This window comes from Microbacterium sp. H83 (genome assembly GCF_001650405.1).
In the GTDB taxonomy this organism is placed as follows: Bacteria; Actinomycetota; Actinomycetes; order Actinomycetales; family Microbacteriaceae; genus Microbacterium.
The window spans coordinates 167,482-184,141 of record NZ_LWCU01000034.1 but is presented as its reverse complement, the minus strand read 5'-3'; the positions used below and the strand labels follow the sequence as shown (position 1 = coordinate 184,141).

Here is a 16,660-nt window from a genome sequence, read left to right as displayed (position 1 = left end):
CGGGCTGACTTCGGTCGCCCGCGCCGCTTCTTCTTTCCCCCCACCCCGTCAGGAGAGCCATGCAGGACGCCCTGCGCATCACCGCGAGCACCGTCGATCCCGGGCTGCTCGCCCTCCCCTGGTCGACCGGCCTCGCCACCTGGCCCTCCGAGCACATCGTGTCGCTTCCGAAGGGCCTCTCGCGTCACCTCGTGCGCTTCGCCGACCTCTCGGGACGCGTCGTCGCCGTGAAGGAGACGACCGACGAGATGGCGAAGCGCGAGTACGACATGCTCGGCAACCTGCGCCGCCTCGACGTGCCCTGCGTCGATCGGGTCGCGGTCATCGCAGGACGCACGGATGCCGACGGCGAGCCGCTGCCCGCAGCCCTGGTGACCTCGCATCTGCGCTTCTCGATGCCGTACCGCGCCCTGTTCACCCGCGTGCTCCGGCCGGACACCGCGACCCGGCTCGTCGACGCCCTGGCCGTGCTGCTGGTGCGCCTGCACAACGTCGGCTTCTACTGGGGCGATGTCTCGCTGTCGAACACGCTGTTCCGCCGCGACGCCGGCGCCTTCGCCGCCTATCTCGTCGACGCCGAGACCGGCGAGCTGCACGAGGAGGGGCTGACGGACGGCCAGCGCGCCTACGACCTCGACCTCGCCCGTACGAACATCGCCGGCGAGGTGATGGACCTCGCCGCCGGGGGCCGTCTGGAGCACGGGGTGGATGCCATCGCGATCGCCGACGGCATCGTGTCGTCGTACCGGTCGCTGTGGGCGGAGCTCACCGCCCAGGAGTCCTTCGCGGCAGCGGAGACCTGGCGCATCACCGAGCGCGTCGAGCGCCTGAACGCGCTGGGCTTCGACATCGACGAGATGTCGATGTCGACCACCTCCGACGGCACGGTCGTCGAGATCCAGCCGAAGGTGGTCGACGCCGGCCACCACCAGCGGCGGCTCATCCGTCTGACCGGCCTCGACGTCGAGGAGAACCAGGCCCGGCGTCTGCTCAACGACCTCGACGAGTTCCGCGCCCGCTCGACGAAGCAGTGGGCGGAAGAGGAGATGTACGCGCACGAGTGGCTGACCCGCGTCTTCGAGCCGGTCGTGCGGGCGATCCCCTACGAGCTGCGCGCCAAGCTCGAGCCGGCCGAGGTGTTCCACCAGGTGCTCGAGCACCGGTGGTACCTGTCGCAGGCGCAGGGCCGGTCGGTGCCCCTGGCGGAGGTGCTGACGAGCTACATCAACGAGGTGCTCCGCCATCGTCGCGACGAGGCCACGATCATGGGCCCGCCCACCGAGACGATGAGCCTCCCGGTGGTCACCGGCACGAACCCGGTGTCGGACGACGACGACGAGATCGACTGGCGCGACCTCGTCTGAGCGTCGGCGTCGGACGTCGGATCAGTAGCCGACGGTGAACCGTTCGCGGCGGTGCGCCGCCTGCTCGATCTCGTCGACGACGGCGACGGCGAAGTCGGCGCCGGAGATGAAGGACTTCCCCTCGGCATCCCGGACGAGCACGTCCCCGCCGTCCCGGTAGTGCCCGGTGCGCTCCCCCTCGGCCCACGGTCCGAAGACCTCGGCGGGGTGGATGAAGAACCAGTCCAGCGCCGGGTCCGTCTCCTCCAGCAGCGCGAGCGAGTCGATGCCGACCTGCGCCTCGTGCTTGTACTCCTCGGGGAAGTCCAGGTCGAACAGCCGCGGTCCCTCCGGGGCGACGAGACTGCCGCCCGCTCCGCCGACGACGCCGAGTCGGATCGGGGTGCCGGTCAGCAGCCCGACGACGCCGGTGAGCGCGTCGAGCACGCTGTCGGTCATGTCCCCGCGCGGCGAGAGGGCCGAGACCACGGCATCCGCCTCGGCGATCGTCGCGGCGAGCGGCGGCAGGTCGAGCGCGGAGCCCTGCACGTACGTCGCGCCCTCGACGGGGTCCGTGGGCGCCGATCGCGAGACGGCCGTCACGGCGTGTCCGCGACTCACCGCCTCCGCGACGATGTGCCGACCGGCGTATCCGGTTCCTCCGAGGACGACGATGCGCGCCATGATGCTCCTACTTCGCGTTGCGGACGGTCGAGACCTGGTACAGCGCGACCGAGGTCGCGATGCCGGCGTTGAGCGATTCGGTCGCGGTCGAGATCGGGATCGACACGATCTGGTCGCAGGTCTCGGCGACCAGGCGCGACAGCCCCTTGCCCTCGGAACCGACGACGATCACGACGGGGCGGTCGGCGAGCTGCAGATCGGGCAGCTGCACGTCGCCGCCGCCGTCCAGACCGAGCACGAAGACGCCCTGCTTCTTGAACTCCTTGAGCTGGGTCGTCAGGTTCGTGGCGAGGGCGACGGGCAGCCGCGCCGCGGCTCCGGCGCTGGTCTTCCATGCCGCGGAGTTGACGCCTGCCGAGCGGCGCTGCGGAAGGATGAGCCCGTGACCGCCGAACGCGGCGGCGGATCGGATGATCGCGCCGAGGTTGCGGGGGTCGGTGATGCCGTCGAGGGCGACGAACAGCGGCACCTCGCCGCGGTCGATGACCTGCTCGAGGAGATCCTGCGGGTGCGCGTACTCGTACGGCGGCACCTTGATGGCGACGCCCTGGTGCACGCCGTCGAACCCGGCCATGCGGTCGAGCTCCTGCCGGGTGACCTCGAGCACGGGGATGCCGCGGTGGGTGGCGATCGACAGCATCTCCTTGACGCGGTCGTCCATCTCGACGCGCTGGGCGATGTAGAACGCCGATGCGGGGATCTTCGCGCGCAGGGCCTCGAGCACCGAGTTGCGGCCGGTGACGACCTCGGTCTCGGTGGTGTTGTCCTTCGCGCGCGCGGAGCGGTTCGGGTTGCCGCCCGAGGCCTGACGCTGCCCGGGCCTTCCCCGTCCGCCGGCCGCGGCGTAGCGCTCGGCGGCGGCCTTGCGCTTGCCCGCCGGGTGCCAGGCGCGATCCTCCGCCTTCGGGGTCGGTCCGCGGCCCTCGAGCGAGCTGCGGCCCTTGCCGCCGGAGCCCTTGGTGGGGCCCTTCTTGCCCTTGCCTGCTGACGGGTTTCCTGGCTTAGCCATCGATACTCCAATGAGTTCCGGCCGGAGTGTCCTCCAGCGTGATTCCTGCGGCGGCGATCGCGTCACGGATGCGATCCGCCGCCGCCCAGTCCTTGTCTGCGCGCGCCTGCGCGCGCTGAGTGATCATCTCCTGCACCAGGGCGTCGAGAGCGGATGCCGTCGCGCCGCCGCCGGATGCATCCGGCGCCTCGTCGAGCCCGAGGACGGCGATCATGGCCCGCACCTCGATGAGCGACCGTTCGACGACGCCCGGGGCGTCTGCGCTGTCGAGCGCCTGATTGCCGCGTCGGACCCGGTCGTGCAGCACGGCGAGAGCCTGCGGCACGCCGAGGTCGTCGTCCATGGCGCGCGCGAACTCCTCCGGCAGCATCGGGATGTACTCGGCGTCCTCGGCATCGACGACGCCCGACGCGGCGAGCGCGCTCTGCGCCGGGGCGCGCTCCGCGACCCGCTCCGCCCGCTCGATGAAGGTCCGGATGCGCCCGAGCGCCGCCTCCGCCTCGGTCCACGACGACTCCGACAGGTCGAGACTCGAGCGGTAGTGCGCCGCGGCCAGCGCGTACCTGACGACGAGGGGGTCGCGTGCCGCGAGCACGTCGGCGGCCAGCGTGAAGTTGCCGAGCGACTTCGACATCTTCTGCCCGTCGACGGTCACCAGGCCGTTGTGCACCCAGTACCGGGCGAACGCGTCCCCCGCCGCCGTCGACTGCGCGAGCTCGTTCTCATGGTGCGGGAAGCGCAGGTCGAGACCGCCGCCGTGGATGTCGAACTCCGCGCCGAGGTACCGCTTCGACATGGCCGAGCACTCGATGTGCCAGCCCGGGCGGCCCGCTCCCCAGGGCGACTGCCACGTGGCGTCCGCCGGCTCTCCCGGCTTGGCGCCCTTCCACAGCGCGAAGTCCTGCGGGGCCCGCTTGCCGCGGGGGTCGGCGTCCTCCGCCGCCTCCATGGCGTCGACCGACTGATGCGTGAGCGAGCCGTACTCGGCCCATGAGCGCACGTCGAAGTACACGTCGCCGGAGCCGTCGGGAGCCGGGTACGCGTGTCCGCGCTCGATCAGGGCCGCGACGATCTCCTGCATCTGCGGGATGGAGGCCGTCGCCCGGGGCTCGTAGGTCGGGGGGAGGATGCCGACTCCGGCATACGCCGCCGTGAACTGCTGCTCCATGCGGAACGCGAGCGCCCACCACGGCTCGGCGTCCGTCGCGTTCGCGAGCACCTTGTCGTCGATGTCCGTGACGTTGCGCACGAACGTGACGCGTCCGAAGCGGTGGCGGAGCCACCGTCGCAGGAGGTCGAAGCTCAGCGCCGCTCGGACGTGCCCGATGTGCGGGCCGGACTGCACCGTGGGTCCGCAGACGTACATCGTGATGTTCTCGGGGTCGAGAGGCACGAAGTCGCGCAGCTGCTGTGCGCGGGTGTCGTAGAGGCGGAGTGTCACCGCACAAGCCTACCGGGCGCCCGCGTCGGAATCCTGGACGAGTCGGGCCTCAGCCCGCGACGAACGACAGCCGTCGGTTCGCGAACTCGCCGATGCCGAGGGGACCCATCTCGCGGCCGAAGCCCGAGCGCTTGACGCCGCCGAACGGCAGCTCGGCGGCCTCGGCCGCGATGATGTTGACGTGGGTCATGCCGACCTCGAGCTGCGCCGCCACGCGGGCCGCTCGGGCGTCGTCGGTCGAGAACACCGAGCCGCCGAGCCCCATGTCGCAGTCGTTGGCCAGCTCGAGGGCCTCCTCCTCGCTGGACACCCGGTACACGGTCGCGACCGGACCGAAGATCTCCTCGCGATACGAGTCGGACCCCCGGGGTACGCCGACGAGCACGGCGGGCGAGTAGTACGCGCCGGGACCGTCGGAGAGCACCCCTCCGGCCGCGAGGGTCGCGCCCGCCGCCACGGCGCGCTGCACCTGGTCGTGGACGGTCTCGGCCGCCGTGCGCGTGGACAGCGGCACGAACTCCCCGTCCGCGAGGTCGAGCTGGTCGCCGGGCACGAGACCGTCGGCGAGACGCACGAGCTCGGCGACGAACTCGTCGTGGATGTCGTCCATGACGATGAGGCGCTTGTTCGAGTTGCAGACCTGTCCGCCGTTGTAGACCCGGAAGTCCCAGGCTTTCCTTGCGACCGCGGCCACATCGTCGGCGTCCAGCACGATCATCGGATCGATGCCCCCGAGCTCCAGCACCGCCTTCTTGAGGTGACGGCCGGCCTGCGCTCCGATGATCGCTCCCGCCCGCTCCGATCCGGTGAGCGAGACGCCCTGGACGCGCGGATCGGCGATCATCGCGGCGATCTGGTCGTGGGACGCGAAGACGTTGCGGTATCCGCCCGCCGGGACGCCGGCGTCCTCCATGATCGTCTGGATGGCGAGCGACGATCGCGGACAGATCTCGGCGTGCTTGAGCAGGACGGTGTTGCCCAGGAGCAGGTTCGGCGCCGCGAAGCGGGCGACCTGGTAGTACGGGAAGTTCCAGGGCATGACCCCCAGCAGCACGCCGAGCGGGCGGTGCTCGATCACGGCCTTGCCGGGAATCGTGCTGGGGATCTCGTGGTCGGTGATCAGCGACGGTCCGTGGACGCCGTAGTAGTCGACGATGGATGCCGCGAAGTCGACCTCGTCGAGCGCCTCGGCGCGCGACTTCCCCATCTCGACGGCGATGTGCTCCGCGAGCTCGTCCCGACGTTCGACGAAGAGTGCGGCGGCCCGTCGGACCACCTCGGCCCGCTCCTGCACGCTGCGGCCGCGCCACCCGCGGTATGCGGAGTCGGCCGCTGCCACGGCATCCTCGATCTCCGCGTCCGTCGCGGTGTCGAACGACTCCACGACCTCGCCCGTCGCAGGATTCTGGACTCGGTACCCGCTCATATCGTTCCTCACTGTGTCAGGATCACGGCGCATCGTCGGGGCCGTCCGTCCGATCGTCGCGCGGGATCCCCGTCGGACGCAAGCCGATGGTCCGCGGCTCAGTCGACCGCGAAGACCCGACCGGTCTGCACGCCCAGCACGCTCTTGGCGTACGCCTGCCCCACCCGATGCGACGAGACCGGCACGAATCCCGGGAACGACGAGTGGTACGCCGGCGCGTCCTCGAGCACGGACGGGCTCACGGCGTTGATGCGGATGCCGCGGGGCAACTCCGCCGCCGCCGCGAGGACGAACGACTCCAGGGCGCCGTTCGCGAGCGACGCGGCCGCGCCGGTGGCGATCGGCTCGCGCGCGAGGACTCCGGAGGTGAGGGTGAACGAGCCGCCGTCGCGGACGAACGGCGTCCCGATGCGCACGACGTCGACCTGCGACAGCACCTTGCCGCGGAACGCCGACTCGTGATCGGCTGCCGAGAGCTCGGCGAGCGGGCGGAACGGCACGGAGCCGAGCGCGGAGATCACCGCGTCGACCTCGCCGACGGTCTCGAACAGCCGCTCGATCGACGCGGCGTCGGTGACGTCCACCGAGGGCTCGCCGCTGCGCGAGGCCTCGACGATCTCGTGGGCGCGCAGCGCGTCGACCGCCGTGCGGCCGACGTGGCCGCTCGCTCCGATGATCAGGATCCTCATGCCGACTCCCCGCCCTTCTCACGCGGGACGACCAGCGCGACCGCCGTCACCGCGACGCCTTCGCCGCGCCCCGGGAACCCGAGGCCGTCGGTCGTGGTCGCCGTCACGGTCACCGGCGCCCCTCCGAGCGCCTCCGACAGCACCTGCTCGGCCTCGCCGCGGCGCGCGCTGAAACGAGGCCTGTTGCTCTGGAACTGCGCCGAGACGTTGCCGATCGCGAAGCCGGCCTCCTCGACGAGCTGACGGGTGCGCGCGAGGAAGACGTCGGCGTGCGCACCGGCGTATTCGGGGTGCGCCGTGCCGAAGTGCTGTCCGATGTCGCCGAGCCCCGCTGCCCCGAGCAGGGCGTCGACGATCGCGTGGGCCACCGCGTCCCCGTCGGAGTGGCCGGAGAGCGCGGCCTCGTCCGGCCACTCGAGGCCGGCGAGCCACAGGCTCCCCTCGCCGCCGAACGCGTGCACGTCGGTGCCGAGTCCGATGCGGGGCAGGGCGCCCGACGGTCGCGCGCCGCGCACGGGCGACGAGTCGGCCTCGGCGGATGCCGCGGAGAGCAGGTGCCGAGCCCGGTCCAGATCGGCCGGAGTGGTGATCTTGAAGCCGCGCGCCGACCCCTCGATCCTCCGCACGGCGTGGCCCGCAGCGGCGAACAGCGCGGCGTCGTCGGTGTAGTCGGCGCCCGCCGTGCGCGCGGCGTCGTACGCCCGCTCCAGGAGCTCGCGCGGGAAGCCCTGCGGGGTCATCGCCGCCGCCAGCTCCGACCGGTCGACCGCGCCGACGACGTCGTCCTCGTTGACCCGCTTGAGGGTGTCGACGACCGGGAGCGCCGGGATCACCCCGGTCTCCGAGCCGACGGCCGCCACGACCGCGTCGATCGTCTCGGGCGGGGTCAGTGCCCGAGCGGCGTCATGCACGAGCACCGTGCGCACGTCGCCCCACAGTGCCGCGAGGCCCGCGGCCACGGACTGCTGCCGGGTCTCGCCGCCGGTCACGACGCGTCCGAGCTCGGCGCGATCACCGGCCGCCGCGCGGAGCTCCGCCTCGGCATCGCCCTCGAAGCCCGGCGGCGCGACGACGACGACCTGTGCGGGTGCGGCCGCGAACACGCCGTCGAGGGCATGACGCAGGATCGAGTGCGTGTCGATGCCGACGAACGCCTTGGGCGCTCCGGCATCCAGCCGAGTGCCGGAACCTGCGGCGACGACGATGATCGCGGTGTGCGGGACGGGAAGCATGCTCACGCCCCTCACGTTACCGGCGGAACGAAAGAAGGCGGATGCCGAAGCATCCGCCTTCCTCCACAGATCCGCTCAGGACGCGAGGACCTCGTCGAGCAGAGCGCCCGCCTTGTCCTCGTCGATCTTCTCGGCGAGCGCGAGCTCGGAGATGAGGATCTGGCGAGCCTTCGCCAGCATCCGCTTCTCGCCCGCGGAGAGCCCGCGATCCTGATCACGACGCCACAGATCGCGCACGACCTCGCTCACCTTGATCACATCGCCGGAGGCGAGCTTCTCGAGGTTCGCCTTGTAGCGGCGCGACCAGTTGGTGGGCTCTTCGGTGAACGGCGCACGCAGCACCTCGAACACATGGTCGAGGCCCTCCTTGCCGATCACATCGCGAACACCCACGAGATCGACGTTCTCAGCGGGCACCTCGATGATGAGGTCCCCCTGGGTGACGTTGAGCTTCAGGTACTTCTTCGCCTCGCCCTTGATGATGCGCTCCTTGACCTCGATGATGGTCGCAGCGCCATGGTGCGGATAGACGACAGTCTCGCCAACCTCAAAAAGCATAAAAACGTGTCCTTTCGGCAACCTCAAGGATACCACAGGGGTCATGCGCTAAGGTTCGCGCCTCCACGTCCTGAGGCGCTCCTCCGCGTACGCATAGAATGGATGCGGATATCCCGTCGGACCTCAGGAGGACCCGTGAAATCGCGCCTCGTCGCATCTGCCGCCATCAGCGCCCTCGTTCTTCTCGGCGCGACCGGCTGCACGTTCATCTCGCCCCAGGCGACGACGATCGAGTACTCCGCCTCCGACGGCGTCAACGTGTCGGACTCCGACGGCCCCATCGACGTGCGCAACGCCTTCATCGTCGCGAACGAGGACGGCTCGGTCGGCAACTTCATCGCCGGGGTCGTCAACCCCACGGGCGACGAGGCCACGCTGACCATCACGATCGCCGGCCTCGACCCGATGACCGTCACCGTGCCGGCGAACCGCACCATCAGCTTCGGCGCCGACGGCGAGGAGCCGCTGCGCATCGACGGCCTGGACACCATGCCGGGCGCCACGATCGAGATGCACTTCCAGTCCGGCGACGGGGCCGGCACCAAGACCGAGGTCCCCGTGCTCGACGGATCGCTGTCGTACTACGCCGACCTCGTGCCGACCGAGTCGACGCCGGAGCCCACTCCGAAGCCGATGCCGACCGACACGGCAGCACCTGCTCCGCAGGAGTGATCGCAGACCATCGCAGCGAAGAGGCCGGCACCCGTGGGTGCCGGCCTCTTCGCGTATCGCGGCCGCGGCGCGCGGTCGCCCGCCTCATCCCTCGAAGCGATACCCCAGCCCGCGCACGGTGACGAGCATCACGGGCTCCCCCGGGTTCTCCTCGATGCGCGAGCGGATGCGCTTGATGTGCACGTCGAGCGTCTTGGTGTCGCCGAAGTAGTCGCTGCCCCAGACGCGGTCGATCAGCTGGCCGCGGGTCAGCACGCGACCCGAGTTTCGCATCAGCACCTCGAGCAGCTCGAACTCCTTGAGCGGCATGTTGATCTGCTCGCCCGCGACCGACACCGTGTGCCTGTCGATGTCGAGCGAGACGCGGCCGCCGTCGAGGACCCGCTCATCGAGCTCGCTCTCGGCCTGCACGACGCGCCGCAGCACGGCGCGCATGCGGGCCAGCAGCTCGCGCGAGGAGTACGGCTTCGTGACGTAGTCGTCGGCACCGAGCTCGAGCCCCACCACGATGTCGACCTCGGAGTCCTTGGCCGTCAGCATGATGATCGGCACCGCGGAGGTCGAGCGGATCTGACGGCAGACCTCGGTGCCCGGCATCCCCGGCAGCATGAGGTCGAGGAGCACGATGTCGGCGCCCCGCTCGCGGAAGGCCGTCAGGGCGCCGGGGCCGTCCTCGGCGATCTCCACCTCGTAGCCCTCGCGGCGCAGGAGGTACGCCAGCGGGTCGGCGAGGTCGGGTTCGTCTTCGACGAGAAGGATGCGGGTCATGCGTTCTCTCCGTTTCGGACGCGGGCCGCGGCCTTCGCCGCCTTGCGCTCGCGCTTCTTCTTGCTCTTCCTGTCGCTCTCGATGCTCGGGGGAGCATCGATCCGCGGAAGCCTGATGGTGAAGGTCGATCCCCGGCCCGGCCGCGACCACAGCAGCACCTCGCCGCCGTGCCGCTGCGTCGCGTGCTTGACGATCGACAGGCCGAGTCCCGTGCCCCCGGTGCGGCGGGAGCGCGCCTCATCGGCGCGGTAGAAGCGCTCGAAGATCCGCTCCCGATCCGCCTCGGCGATGCCGATGCCCTGGTCGGACACCGCGATCTCGACCACGTCTCCGTCGGCCTTCACTCCGACGCCCACGCGCGACCCCTTCGGGGAGTAGACGATCGCGTTGGCGATGAGGTTGCCGAAGGCCTCGATGAGGATCTGCGAGTCGCCGCGCACCCACACGCCGCGGTCCCCACCCCGCGCGAGCTCCACCCCCGCGGAATCGGCCTGCACCACGTGCGCCTCGAGGGACGAGGCGATGACTTCGTCGATCGACACCGCACGGACCTCGGACAGGGCATCGTCGGCCTGCAGCCGCGAGAGGCTCATGATGCGGCCGGTCAGCTGGCCGAGGCGCGACGCCTCGGCGGAGATCCGCGTGGCGAAGTGACGCACCTGCGCCGGATCGTCGGCCGCCGACTCGATGGCCTCGGCCAGCAGCGTGACCGCGCCGACGGGCGTCTTCAGCTCGTGGCTGGTGTTCGCGACGAAGTCGCGTCGCATCTGGTCGAGGCGCTCCTGCTCGGTGACGTCGCGGATGATCAGCAGCGACATGCGCGGGCTGATCGCACTCGCGCGGGCCGAGACGAGCCGGGGGTCGAGGCTGAGCCCGCCGCGCGTGATGCGCAGCGACTCCGTGGCCGACCCTCCTTCGTTGCGCACGCCGCGCACGAGCTGTCGCAGCTCGGGATTCTCCAGGGGCGCGCCCACCTCGATGCCGAAGCGCGCCGCGGCCTTCGACGCCGCGAGCACCAGACCCGACGTGTCGACGACGCACGCCGCATCGTCCATGCTGCGCAGCACGGAGGAGACGCCGTCGGGGACGACGAGCGATGACTCGTCGGCGATCCGCGCCCTCGCGCGGTACGCCCAGATCACCAGGAGGGAGAGGCCGACGCCGATCACGAGGCCGGAGGCCAGCGCGAGCAGCGCGATCTGCGGCAGGGTCATGTACTCAGCGTAGAGTGCGTTCACCCGCGGATCGGCGGGTTGCCCGGCGCCTGCGGCAGCCGGAGAAGTACTATTCACGTGCTGGGCACCGTTCGTTAACCTTCGGAGCAGACAATCGCTTCGGGCCTGTGCGGGAGCGCGGACCTCCTCTCGCGCGGACGACTCAGCCGTCTCGCGCTGGCATCACAGCCGAGACCCGAATGAAAGGTTGCGCCCATCATGCGCGAAGTCTTCCACCAGTCCCTCGAGGACCTGCAGTCTCGCCTCGTCGAGATCGCGGACCTCGTCACGGTCTCGATCGACAAGGCCACGCGCGCGTTCGCGACGAGCGACGTCGCCCTCGCCGAGGAGGTCATCGAGGACGACGCGAAGATCGACGAGCTCGCGGTCGCCCTCGACGAGCAGGCCATTGAGATCCTCGCCCGTCAGCAGCCGGTCGCGCGCGACCTGCGCATCGTCGTCTTCGCCCTGCGCGTCAGCGCCTCGCTCGAGCGCATGGGCGACATGTCGGAGCACATCGCCCAGCTCGCCCGCCTGCGGTTCCCCGAGCGCGCCATCCCGCGCGGTCTCAAGGGCACGTTCACGAAGATGGGCGAGCTCGACGTCGAGATCGCGCGCACGCTCACCGAGCTGCTGCGCACGCAGGACCTGCGTCTCGCCGACACCATCCGCAACACCGACGACGACATCGACGAGCTGCACGCCAGCGTGTTCGAGAAGGTCCTCAGCGACAACTGGAAGGGCGAGGCGACCGCGACGGTCGACGCCACGCTCGCCAGCCGGTACCACGAGCGCTTCGCCGACCACGCGGTCGCCGTCGCCAAGAAGGTCGTCTACCTCGCGACGGGCGACTGGCACGTCGACGAGGAGGACATCCCCTTCGCCGCCGAGCAGCAGGAGCTCGGACACGCCTGACGCGCGCAGCGCACACGAAAGGGGGCGGATGCTGACAGCATCCGCCCCCTTCTCGTGTGTCTGCGACTACTTCTTGCCCTGCGCGGCGACCGCGGCGGCACCCGCAACGGCGGCCTCGGGGTCGAGGTAGCGGCCGGGACCCGTGGGCACGTTGTTCTCGTCCAGCTCGTAGACGAGCGGGATGCCGGTGGGGATGTTGAGCTCGGCGATGTCGGCGTCGCTGATGCCCTCGAGGTGCTTCACGAGGCCGCGCAGCGAGTTGCCGTGCGCCGTGACGAGCACCGTCTTGCCGGCCTCGAGGTCGGGGACGATCGCGCTCTCCCAGTACGGCAGCAGGCGGTCGATCACGAGCTTGAGCGACTCGGTGCGGGGCACCTCGCCGTCGATGCCCGCGTAGCGCGGGTCGTGCACCTGGCTGAACTCGCTGTCGTCGTCGAGCACGGGCGGCGGCACGTCGAACGAGCGGCGCCACAGCTGGAACTGCTCGGGACCGAACTCCTCGAGCGTCTGCGCCTTGTCCTTGCCCTGCAGCGCGCCGTAGTGACGCTCGTTGAGGCGCCACGAGCGGGTCACCGGGATCCAGAGACGGTCGGCCGCGTCGAGCGCGATGTTCGCGGTCTGGATCGCACGGCTGAGCAGCGAGGTGTGCAGGACATCGGGGAGGATGCCGGCCTCGGCCAGCAGCTCGCCGCCGCGACGGGCCTCGTTCCTGCCCTGCTCGTTGAGGCGGACGTCCACCCAGCCGGTGAAGAGGTTCAGTTCGTTCCACTCGCTCCGGCCGTGACGGAGCAGGATCAGGGTGCGGTTCGCAGTCATGGCCCCAGTTTATCGAGGCGGCGTCGTCGCGTCCGGCGACGTGCTGGGAGGATGGACGCATGGCGTCATCTCCTCTCGGTCGGCCCACCCGCGGCACCACCGGGACGAACCGGCTGCGGCGGAACGATCGCTGGATCGCGGCCGCGGACGCGTTCCGCCGTGCGGCCGATCCGCTCGTCGTGGATCTCGGCTACGGCGCGAGCGGCGTCACCGCGTTCGAGCTCGCGACCCGGCTGCAGCGCGTGCGCGCGGACGCCGAGGTGCGCGGCCTCGAGATCGATCCCGCGAGGGTCGCGACCGCCACGGCGCAGCTGGAGGAGGTGCGCGCCGGTGCCACGTCGTTCCCGGCGGACCTCCGCGTCTCCTTCGCGCGCGGCGGCTTCGAGGTGCCGCTGCCGGACGGACGCCGTGCCGCCGTGATCCGCGCGATGAACGTGCTCCGGCAGTACGACGAGTCGGATGTCGCCGCCGCCTGGCGCGCCATGGCCGCTCGGCTCGCTCCCGACGGACTCCTCGTCGAGGGCACCTGCGATGAGATCGGCCGCGTGGCGAGCTGGATCGACGTCGACGCCGCCGGAGCACCGCAGCGCTTCACGCTCTCGCTGCGACTGGCCGACCTCGAGCGACCGAGCATCGTGGCCGAGCGCCTGCCGAAGGCGCTGATCCATCGCAACGTCCCCGGCGAGCGGGTGCACGCGCTGCTCGTGGACCTCGATCGCGAATGGGACCGCGCCGCCGCGCTGTCGACCTTCGGGGCGACGCAGCGGTTCCTCGCCGCGGTCTCGGCCCTGCGCGACCAGGGCTGGGCGGTGCAGGGCGGCCGGAGCCGGTGGCGTCTCGGCGAGCTCACGCTCCCCTGGGCCGCGGTCTCGCCACTGCCGTGAGGTAGCCGGTCAGCCGGCGTTCCGGGGGTCCGGCGCGCTCGGACGGCGCGACAGGCGCGTGATCCGGGGGATGTCGGCCGTGGCCCCGGCGTCGGCGGGGACGATCACCTGCTGGGCGGCGGCGACGTCCGCGCCCTCCGTCCGCACGATCAGATCGCCGACCGGAGCGCGGCGCGACAGGATCGCGAGCGCGATCGGCCCGTCCTCGTGGTGTCGCGCCACCGAGGTGATGCGGCCCACCTCGTCGTCTCCGGCGAACACGGCGTCGCCCGAGGCGGGCAGCACGGCCTCGCTGCCGTCGAGCTGCAGCGCGGCGAGCCGGCGCGGCGGGTGGCCGAGGTTGTGCACCTTCGCGACGGTCTCCTGGCCGCGGTAGCACCCCTTGTTCAGGTGCACGGCGGTGCGGATCCAGTCGGACTCGTGCGGCAGCGAGCGCTCGTCGACCTCGGCCGACCACCGGGGTCGCCAGGCCGCGACGCGCAGCGCCTCGGCGGCGAGCAGGCCCGCCAGCTCATCGGCCGCGACCGTCGTCGCGAGCTCGTCGGCGGCGTCGCCGGAGACGATCGCCACGCGCCAGGCGAGCTGCGCGCCGGGATGCTCGGCGACCTCCGCGTACTGGTGACCCCCCGCGCTCACGTGCTGCCAGGGATCGCTCCAGACCAGCGGGACACCCGCGGGTGCGGCGGCCGCGGTCATCGCGCGCGCCGCCGCGGCGCCGCCGTCGACGAAGCCGAGGAGCACGAGGTCGGGGCGCACGTCGACCGTCGCCTGGGTGCGGAACTTCATGCGCTGGAGCCAGGCGGCGAGCGCCTCGGCATCCGCGGCGTCGGCGATGAGCCAGGTCGACGATCCGTCGTCGAACACCCCGGCGGCGTGCTCCACCCGACCCTGCGGATCGAGGACGAGCAGCTCGGTGCTCTCGCCCGCGGCGAGCCTCCCCACCGACTGCGACGTGATGGAGTCGAGCCAGCTCAGGCGCTCGGGCCCTGCGACCTCGATGACGGTGCGGTCGGCGAGCGGTGCGAGGGCGGCGCCGTCCTGGAGACGACGCTGCTCACGGAACGCGTCGCCGAAGTGCTCGACGCCGCGCTCTCCGGAGATCGCGCCGGGGACGTCCGCGAAACCGGTCATGTCAGACCCTCGCCAGACGGGCCGACGCGTGCGAGCGCAGCGGCGTGCCGAGAGCGGCGATGTCCCACGCCCACAGCAGATGCGCGTCGACGAGGCCGTACATGCGCGATGCGCTGCCGTACTCCTTGGCACCGGCGCCGCGGACCACGGCATCCGTCGCGATGTCGATGCGCGGCCCGTTGATCTCGCCGAGGTAGAGCTCGAGCATTCCGTCGGAGTGGGCGATCGAGACCTCGAGCGGGAAGCCGCCGGATGCCGCGCGCAGGGCCTCGACGTCGTCGACGCCGCGCTCCACGGCATCGCCCGAGGGCGGGAGAAGACCAGGGCCGGCGTCCGCCTCCGTCGCCGCGCGGCTGACGCGCCAGAAGCCGGACTCGGCCACGAGCGGGACGGCGGTCGATCCGGCGTCGCCGGTGAAGGTCGCGGTCGCCGCGTAGTTCAGGAAGGGGCCGCCGTCATGGCTGAAGCTCACGCGGTGCGTGAACTCGCCCTGCAGCCGCTCGTCTCCGACCGGGTAGTCGATGACCCCGGTGCCCTCCCACACGCCGATCAGCCACGCCAGCGGCGCGAGGTCGGCGGGGAGGTCGGTGGGCAGCTCGAGCACGGTGCGCTCAGCGCTGGCCGCGGAAGAGGTTGCGCAGCACCACGACCGAGACGAAGGCGATCGCGAGGCTCGCCAGGCCCAGGAGGCCGATGTAGAAGAGTTCGAGCGCCATGAGGTCCATGGCTCCACACTACCCTCCGCGCGGGCGGGTGTCTCGCGGGGCCTCCGTGACGCGCGGCGTCAGGAGACGAGCGCGGCGAGCGCGAAGCCGACCGAGATCACGCCCATGAGCAGCAGGGCTCCGATCGCGCTTCCGCCGACCCGGAAGATGAATCCCTGCGTGCGTCCGTACCAGAGCTGCACGGCGAACGAGAGCAGGACGACCGCCCCGAACGCGACCAGGAGCCACGGGATGCGCCACTCCTCGGGCACGAAGATGCCGACGCCGACGGATGCCACGAGCGCGACCGCCCAGACGACGAGCACGCCGACGAGCGCGTTGCGCGGAGCGAGGGCTGGTTCCGTCATGCCTCCATTGTGACCCATCGGCGCCCGGTATCATTGCGGCACGGCGTCCCCCAGCCGTCCGGAAGGAGTGCGTGTGGCCCAGGTCCTGGTGTTGACCAACGCTCCGGTCTCGGAGCAGGTCCTGCCCGCCCTGGAGCTTCTCAGCCACCGCGTGCGTCAGATCCCCGCCGAGCCCGCTCAACTCGTCAGCGCGCCCGAGTGCGACATCGTGATCGTCGACGGACGTCTCGACCTCGTCGGCGCCAAGTCGCTGTGCCGCCTGCTGCGCGCGACGGGGCAGGACGCGCCGCTGCTGCTCGTGGTGACCGAGGGCGGCATGAGCGCCCTGTCCGGCGACTGGGGCATCGACGACGTCCTGCTCGCGACCGCGGGCCCCGCCGAGACCGATGCCAGGGTGCGGCTCGCGCTCGCCCGTCGCGACGAGGCCGCCGAGCCGACCCGCGTGCAGGCGTCGGGCGTGTCGATCGACGAGCAGTCGTACTCCGCGAAGCTGCACGGAAGGCCGCTCGACCTCACCTACAAGGAGTTCCAGCTGCTGCACTTCCTGGCGACCCACCCGTCGCGGGTGTTCACCCGAGAGCAGCTGCTCAGCGAGGTCTGGGGCTACGACTACTTCGGCGGCACGCGGACCGTCGACGTGCACGTGCGACGACTGCGCGCCAAGCTCGGCGACCAGGAGCAGATCATCGGCACGGTGCGCAATGTCGGGTACCGATTCAACGTGTACGACGACGAGACGATGGCGGCGGCGCGGTAACCGAGCGGGTCCGTTCACACGCGCGTCACCTCTCGGTGCTTAGATGTAC

General features: G+C 71.2%; 18 protein-coding genes. 5 read left to right on the top strand and 13 right to left on the bottom strand.

Annotated elements, in window-relative coordinates; genetic code table 11:
• Positions 1-59 precede the first annotated feature (59 nt).
• The gene (locus A4X16_RS13620) at positions 60-1,364 is read left to right on the top strand and encodes a DUF4032 domain-containing protein (protein WP_067121390.1); all 1,305 of its coding nucleotides are present in this window, start codon (positions 60-62) and stop codon (positions 1,362-1,364) included.
• A 21-nt stretch (positions 1,365-1,385) separates the two neighbouring features.
• On the opposite strand, the gene A4X16_RS13615 is transcribed toward A4X16_RS13620, so the two are convergent.
• From A4X16_RS13615 to A4X16_RS13585, 7 genes are all read right to left on the bottom strand, one after another.
• Positions 1,386-2,027: an NAD(P)-dependent oxidoreductase gene (locus tag A4X16_RS13615; protein WP_067121389.1), complete on the bottom strand. Its 642-nt coding sequence runs from the start codon at positions 2,025-2,027 to the stop codon at positions 1,386-1,388.
• A 7-nt stretch (positions 2,028-2,034) separates the two neighbouring features.
• Positions 2,035-3,036 (bottom strand): 23S rRNA (guanosine(2251)-2'-O)-methyltransferase RlmB, encoded by a 1,002-nt coding sequence (gene rlmB / locus A4X16_RS13610; RefSeq protein WP_067121387.1) that lies wholly within the window; start codon positions 3,034-3,036, stop codon positions 2,035-2,037.
• Complete coding sequence (gene cysS / locus A4X16_RS13605; RefSeq protein WP_067121385.1) at positions 3,029-4,477, bottom strand: cysteine--tRNA ligase; 1,449 nt, start codon at positions 4,475-4,477, stop codon at positions 3,029-3,031. The genes rlmB and cysS overlap by 8 nt, the downstream gene beginning before the upstream one ends.
• A gap of 49 nt (positions 4,478-4,526) precedes the next feature.
• Entirely contained in the window at positions 4,527-5,903 is a 1,377-nt protein-coding gene (locus A4X16_RS13600; RefSeq protein WP_067121383.1) for an aldehyde dehydrogenase family protein, read from the bottom strand.
• 98 nt (positions 5,904-6,001) lie between these two features.
• Positions 6,002-6,592, bottom strand: a complete 591-nt coding sequence (locus A4X16_RS13595; protein WP_067121381.1) for a short chain dehydrogenase — start codon at positions 6,590-6,592, stop codon at positions 6,002-6,004.
• Complete coding sequence (locus A4X16_RS13590) at positions 6,589-7,824, bottom strand: bifunctional 2-C-methyl-D-erythritol 4-phosphate cytidylyltransferase/2-C-methyl-D-erythritol 2,4-cyclodiphosphate synthase (protein WP_067121461.1); 1,236 nt, start codon at positions 7,822-7,824, stop codon at positions 6,589-6,591. The genes A4X16_RS13595 and A4X16_RS13590 overlap by 4 nt, the downstream gene beginning before the upstream one ends.
• Before the next feature lie 75 nt (positions 7,825-7,899).
• Complete coding sequence (locus tag A4X16_RS13585; RefSeq protein WP_045255828.1) at positions 7,900-8,382, bottom strand: CarD family transcriptional regulator; 483 nt, start codon at positions 8,380-8,382, stop codon at positions 7,900-7,902.
• Between the two features lie 135 nt (positions 8,383-8,517).
• On the opposite strand from A4X16_RS13585, the gene A4X16_RS13580 reads away from it, so the two are divergent.
• The gene (locus A4X16_RS13580; protein ID WP_067121379.1) at positions 8,518-9,054 is read left to right on the top strand and encodes a DNA modification methylase; all 537 of its coding nucleotides are present in this window, start codon (positions 8,518-8,520) and stop codon (positions 9,052-9,054) included.
• Between the two features lie 84 nt (positions 9,055-9,138).
• On the opposite strand, the gene A4X16_RS13575 is transcribed toward A4X16_RS13580, so the two are convergent.
• Together A4X16_RS13575 and A4X16_RS13570 are read right to left on the bottom strand one after the other, a co-directional pair.
• Positions 9,139-9,822, bottom strand: a complete 684-nt coding sequence (locus A4X16_RS13575) for a response regulator transcription factor (protein WP_067121377.1) — start codon at positions 9,820-9,822, stop codon at positions 9,139-9,141.
• Complete coding sequence (locus A4X16_RS13570; RefSeq protein WP_067121459.1) at positions 9,819-11,036, bottom strand: sensor histidine kinase; 1,218 nt, start codon at positions 11,034-11,036, stop codon at positions 9,819-9,821. The genes A4X16_RS13575 and A4X16_RS13570 overlap by 4 nt, the downstream gene beginning before the upstream one ends.
• A 219-nt stretch (positions 11,037-11,255) precedes the next feature.
• On the opposite strand from A4X16_RS13570, the gene phoU reads away from it, so the two are divergent.
• Positions 11,256-11,951: a phosphate signaling complex protein PhoU gene (phoU, locus tag A4X16_RS13565; protein ID WP_067121375.1), complete on the top strand. Its 696-nt coding sequence runs from the start codon at positions 11,256-11,258 to the stop codon at positions 11,949-11,951.
• Between the two features lie 66 nt (positions 11,952-12,017).
• Here the strand turns inward: phoU and A4X16_RS13560 are convergent, their stop codons facing one another.
• On the bottom strand, positions 12,018-12,767 hold the full coding sequence (locus A4X16_RS13560) for a phosphoglyceromutase (RefSeq protein ID WP_067121373.1): 750 nt from the start codon (positions 12,765-12,767) through the stop codon (positions 12,018-12,020).
• Positions 12,768-12,826: 59 nt separating this feature from the next.
• On the opposite strand from A4X16_RS13560, the gene A4X16_RS13555 reads away from it, so the two are divergent.
• Positions 12,827-13,651, top strand: a complete 825-nt coding sequence (locus A4X16_RS13555) for a methylase (protein ID WP_067121371.1) — start codon at positions 12,827-12,829, stop codon at positions 13,649-13,651.
• 9 nt (positions 13,652-13,660) lie between these two features.
• On the opposite strand, the gene ygfZ is transcribed toward A4X16_RS13555, so the two are convergent.
• The 3 genes from ygfZ to A4X16_RS13540 all read right to left on the bottom strand — a co-directional run bounded on the left by ygfZ (position 13,661) and on the right by A4X16_RS13540 (position 15,854).
• Positions 13,661-14,782, bottom strand: coding sequence for a CAF17-like 4Fe-4S cluster assembly/insertion protein YgfZ (gene ygfZ / locus A4X16_RS13550; RefSeq protein WP_067121369.1), 1,122 nt, complete (start codon positions 14,780-14,782; stop codon positions 13,661-13,663).
• A gap of 1 nt (position 14,783) precedes the next feature.
• Positions 14,784-15,386, bottom strand: a complete 603-nt coding sequence (locus A4X16_RS13545) for an FABP family protein (protein WP_067121367.1) — start codon at positions 15,384-15,386, stop codon at positions 14,784-14,786.
• A gap of 180 nt (positions 15,387-15,566) precedes the next feature.
• Positions 15,567-15,854, bottom strand: a complete 288-nt coding sequence (locus tag A4X16_RS13540) for a hypothetical protein (protein ID WP_067121365.1) — start codon at positions 15,852-15,854, stop codon at positions 15,567-15,569.
• Positions 15,855-15,927: 73 nt separating this feature from the next.
• Here A4X16_RS13540 and A4X16_RS13535 point away from each other — a divergent pair, with 73 nt between their 5' ends.
• Complete coding sequence (locus A4X16_RS13535; protein WP_067121363.1) at positions 15,928-16,611, top strand: winged helix-turn-helix transcriptional regulator; 684 nt, start codon at positions 15,928-15,930, stop codon at positions 16,609-16,611.
• Positions 16,612-16,660: the final 49 nt, after the last annotated feature.

Bases quoted from the DNA above. Each gene is read 5' to 3' on its own strand.
- A4X16_RS13620 (WP_067121390.1), top strand. From the start codon at position 60: ATGCAGGACGCCCTGCGCATCACCGCGAGCACCGTCGATCCCGGGCTG.
- A4X16_RS13615 (WP_067121389.1), bottom strand. From the start codon at position 2,027: ATGGCGCGCATCGTCGTCCTCGGAGGAACCGGATACGCCGGTCGGCAC.
- rlmB (WP_067121387.1), bottom strand. From the start codon at position 3,036: ATGGCTAAGCCAGGAAACCCGTCAGCAGGCAAGGGCAAGAAGGGCCCC.
- A4X16_RS13600 (WP_067121383.1), bottom strand. From the start codon at position 5,903: ATGAGCGGGTACCGAGTCCAGAATCCTGCGACGGGCGAGGTCGTGGAG.
- A4X16_RS13595 (WP_067121381.1), bottom strand. From the start codon at position 6,592: ATGAGGATCCTGATCATCGGAGCGAGCGGCCACGTCGGCCGCACGGCG.
- A4X16_RS13590 (WP_067121461.1), bottom strand. From the start codon at position 7,824: ATGCTTCCCGTCCCGCACACCGCGATCATCGTCGTCGCCGCAGGTTCC.
- A4X16_RS13585 (WP_045255828.1), bottom strand. From the start codon at position 8,382: ATGCTTTTTGAGGTTGGCGAGACTGTCGTCTATCCGCACCATGGCGCT.
- A4X16_RS13575 (WP_067121377.1), bottom strand. From the start codon at position 9,822: ATGACCCGCATCCTTCTCGTCGAAGACGAACCCGACCTCGCCGACCCG.
- A4X16_RS13570 (WP_067121459.1), bottom strand. From the start codon at position 11,036: ATGACCCTGCCGCAGATCGCGCTGCTCGCGCTGGCCTCCGGCCTCGTG.
- phoU (WP_067121375.1), top strand. From the start codon at position 11,256: ATGCGCGAAGTCTTCCACCAGTCCCTCGAGGACCTGCAGTCTCGCCTC.
- A4X16_RS13560 (WP_067121373.1), bottom strand. From the start codon at position 12,767: ATGACTGCGAACCGCACCCTGATCCTGCTCCGTCACGGCCGGAGCGAG.
- A4X16_RS13555 (WP_067121371.1), top strand. From the start codon at position 12,827: ATGGCGTCATCTCCTCTCGGTCGGCCCACCCGCGGCACCACCGGGACG.
- ygfZ (WP_067121369.1), bottom strand. From the start codon at position 14,782: ATGACCGGTTTCGCGGACGTCCCCGGCGCGATCTCCGGAGAGCGCGGC.
- A4X16_RS13540 (WP_067121365.1), bottom strand. From the start codon at position 15,854: ATGACGGAACCAGCCCTCGCTCCGCGCAACGCGCTCGTCGGCGTGCTC.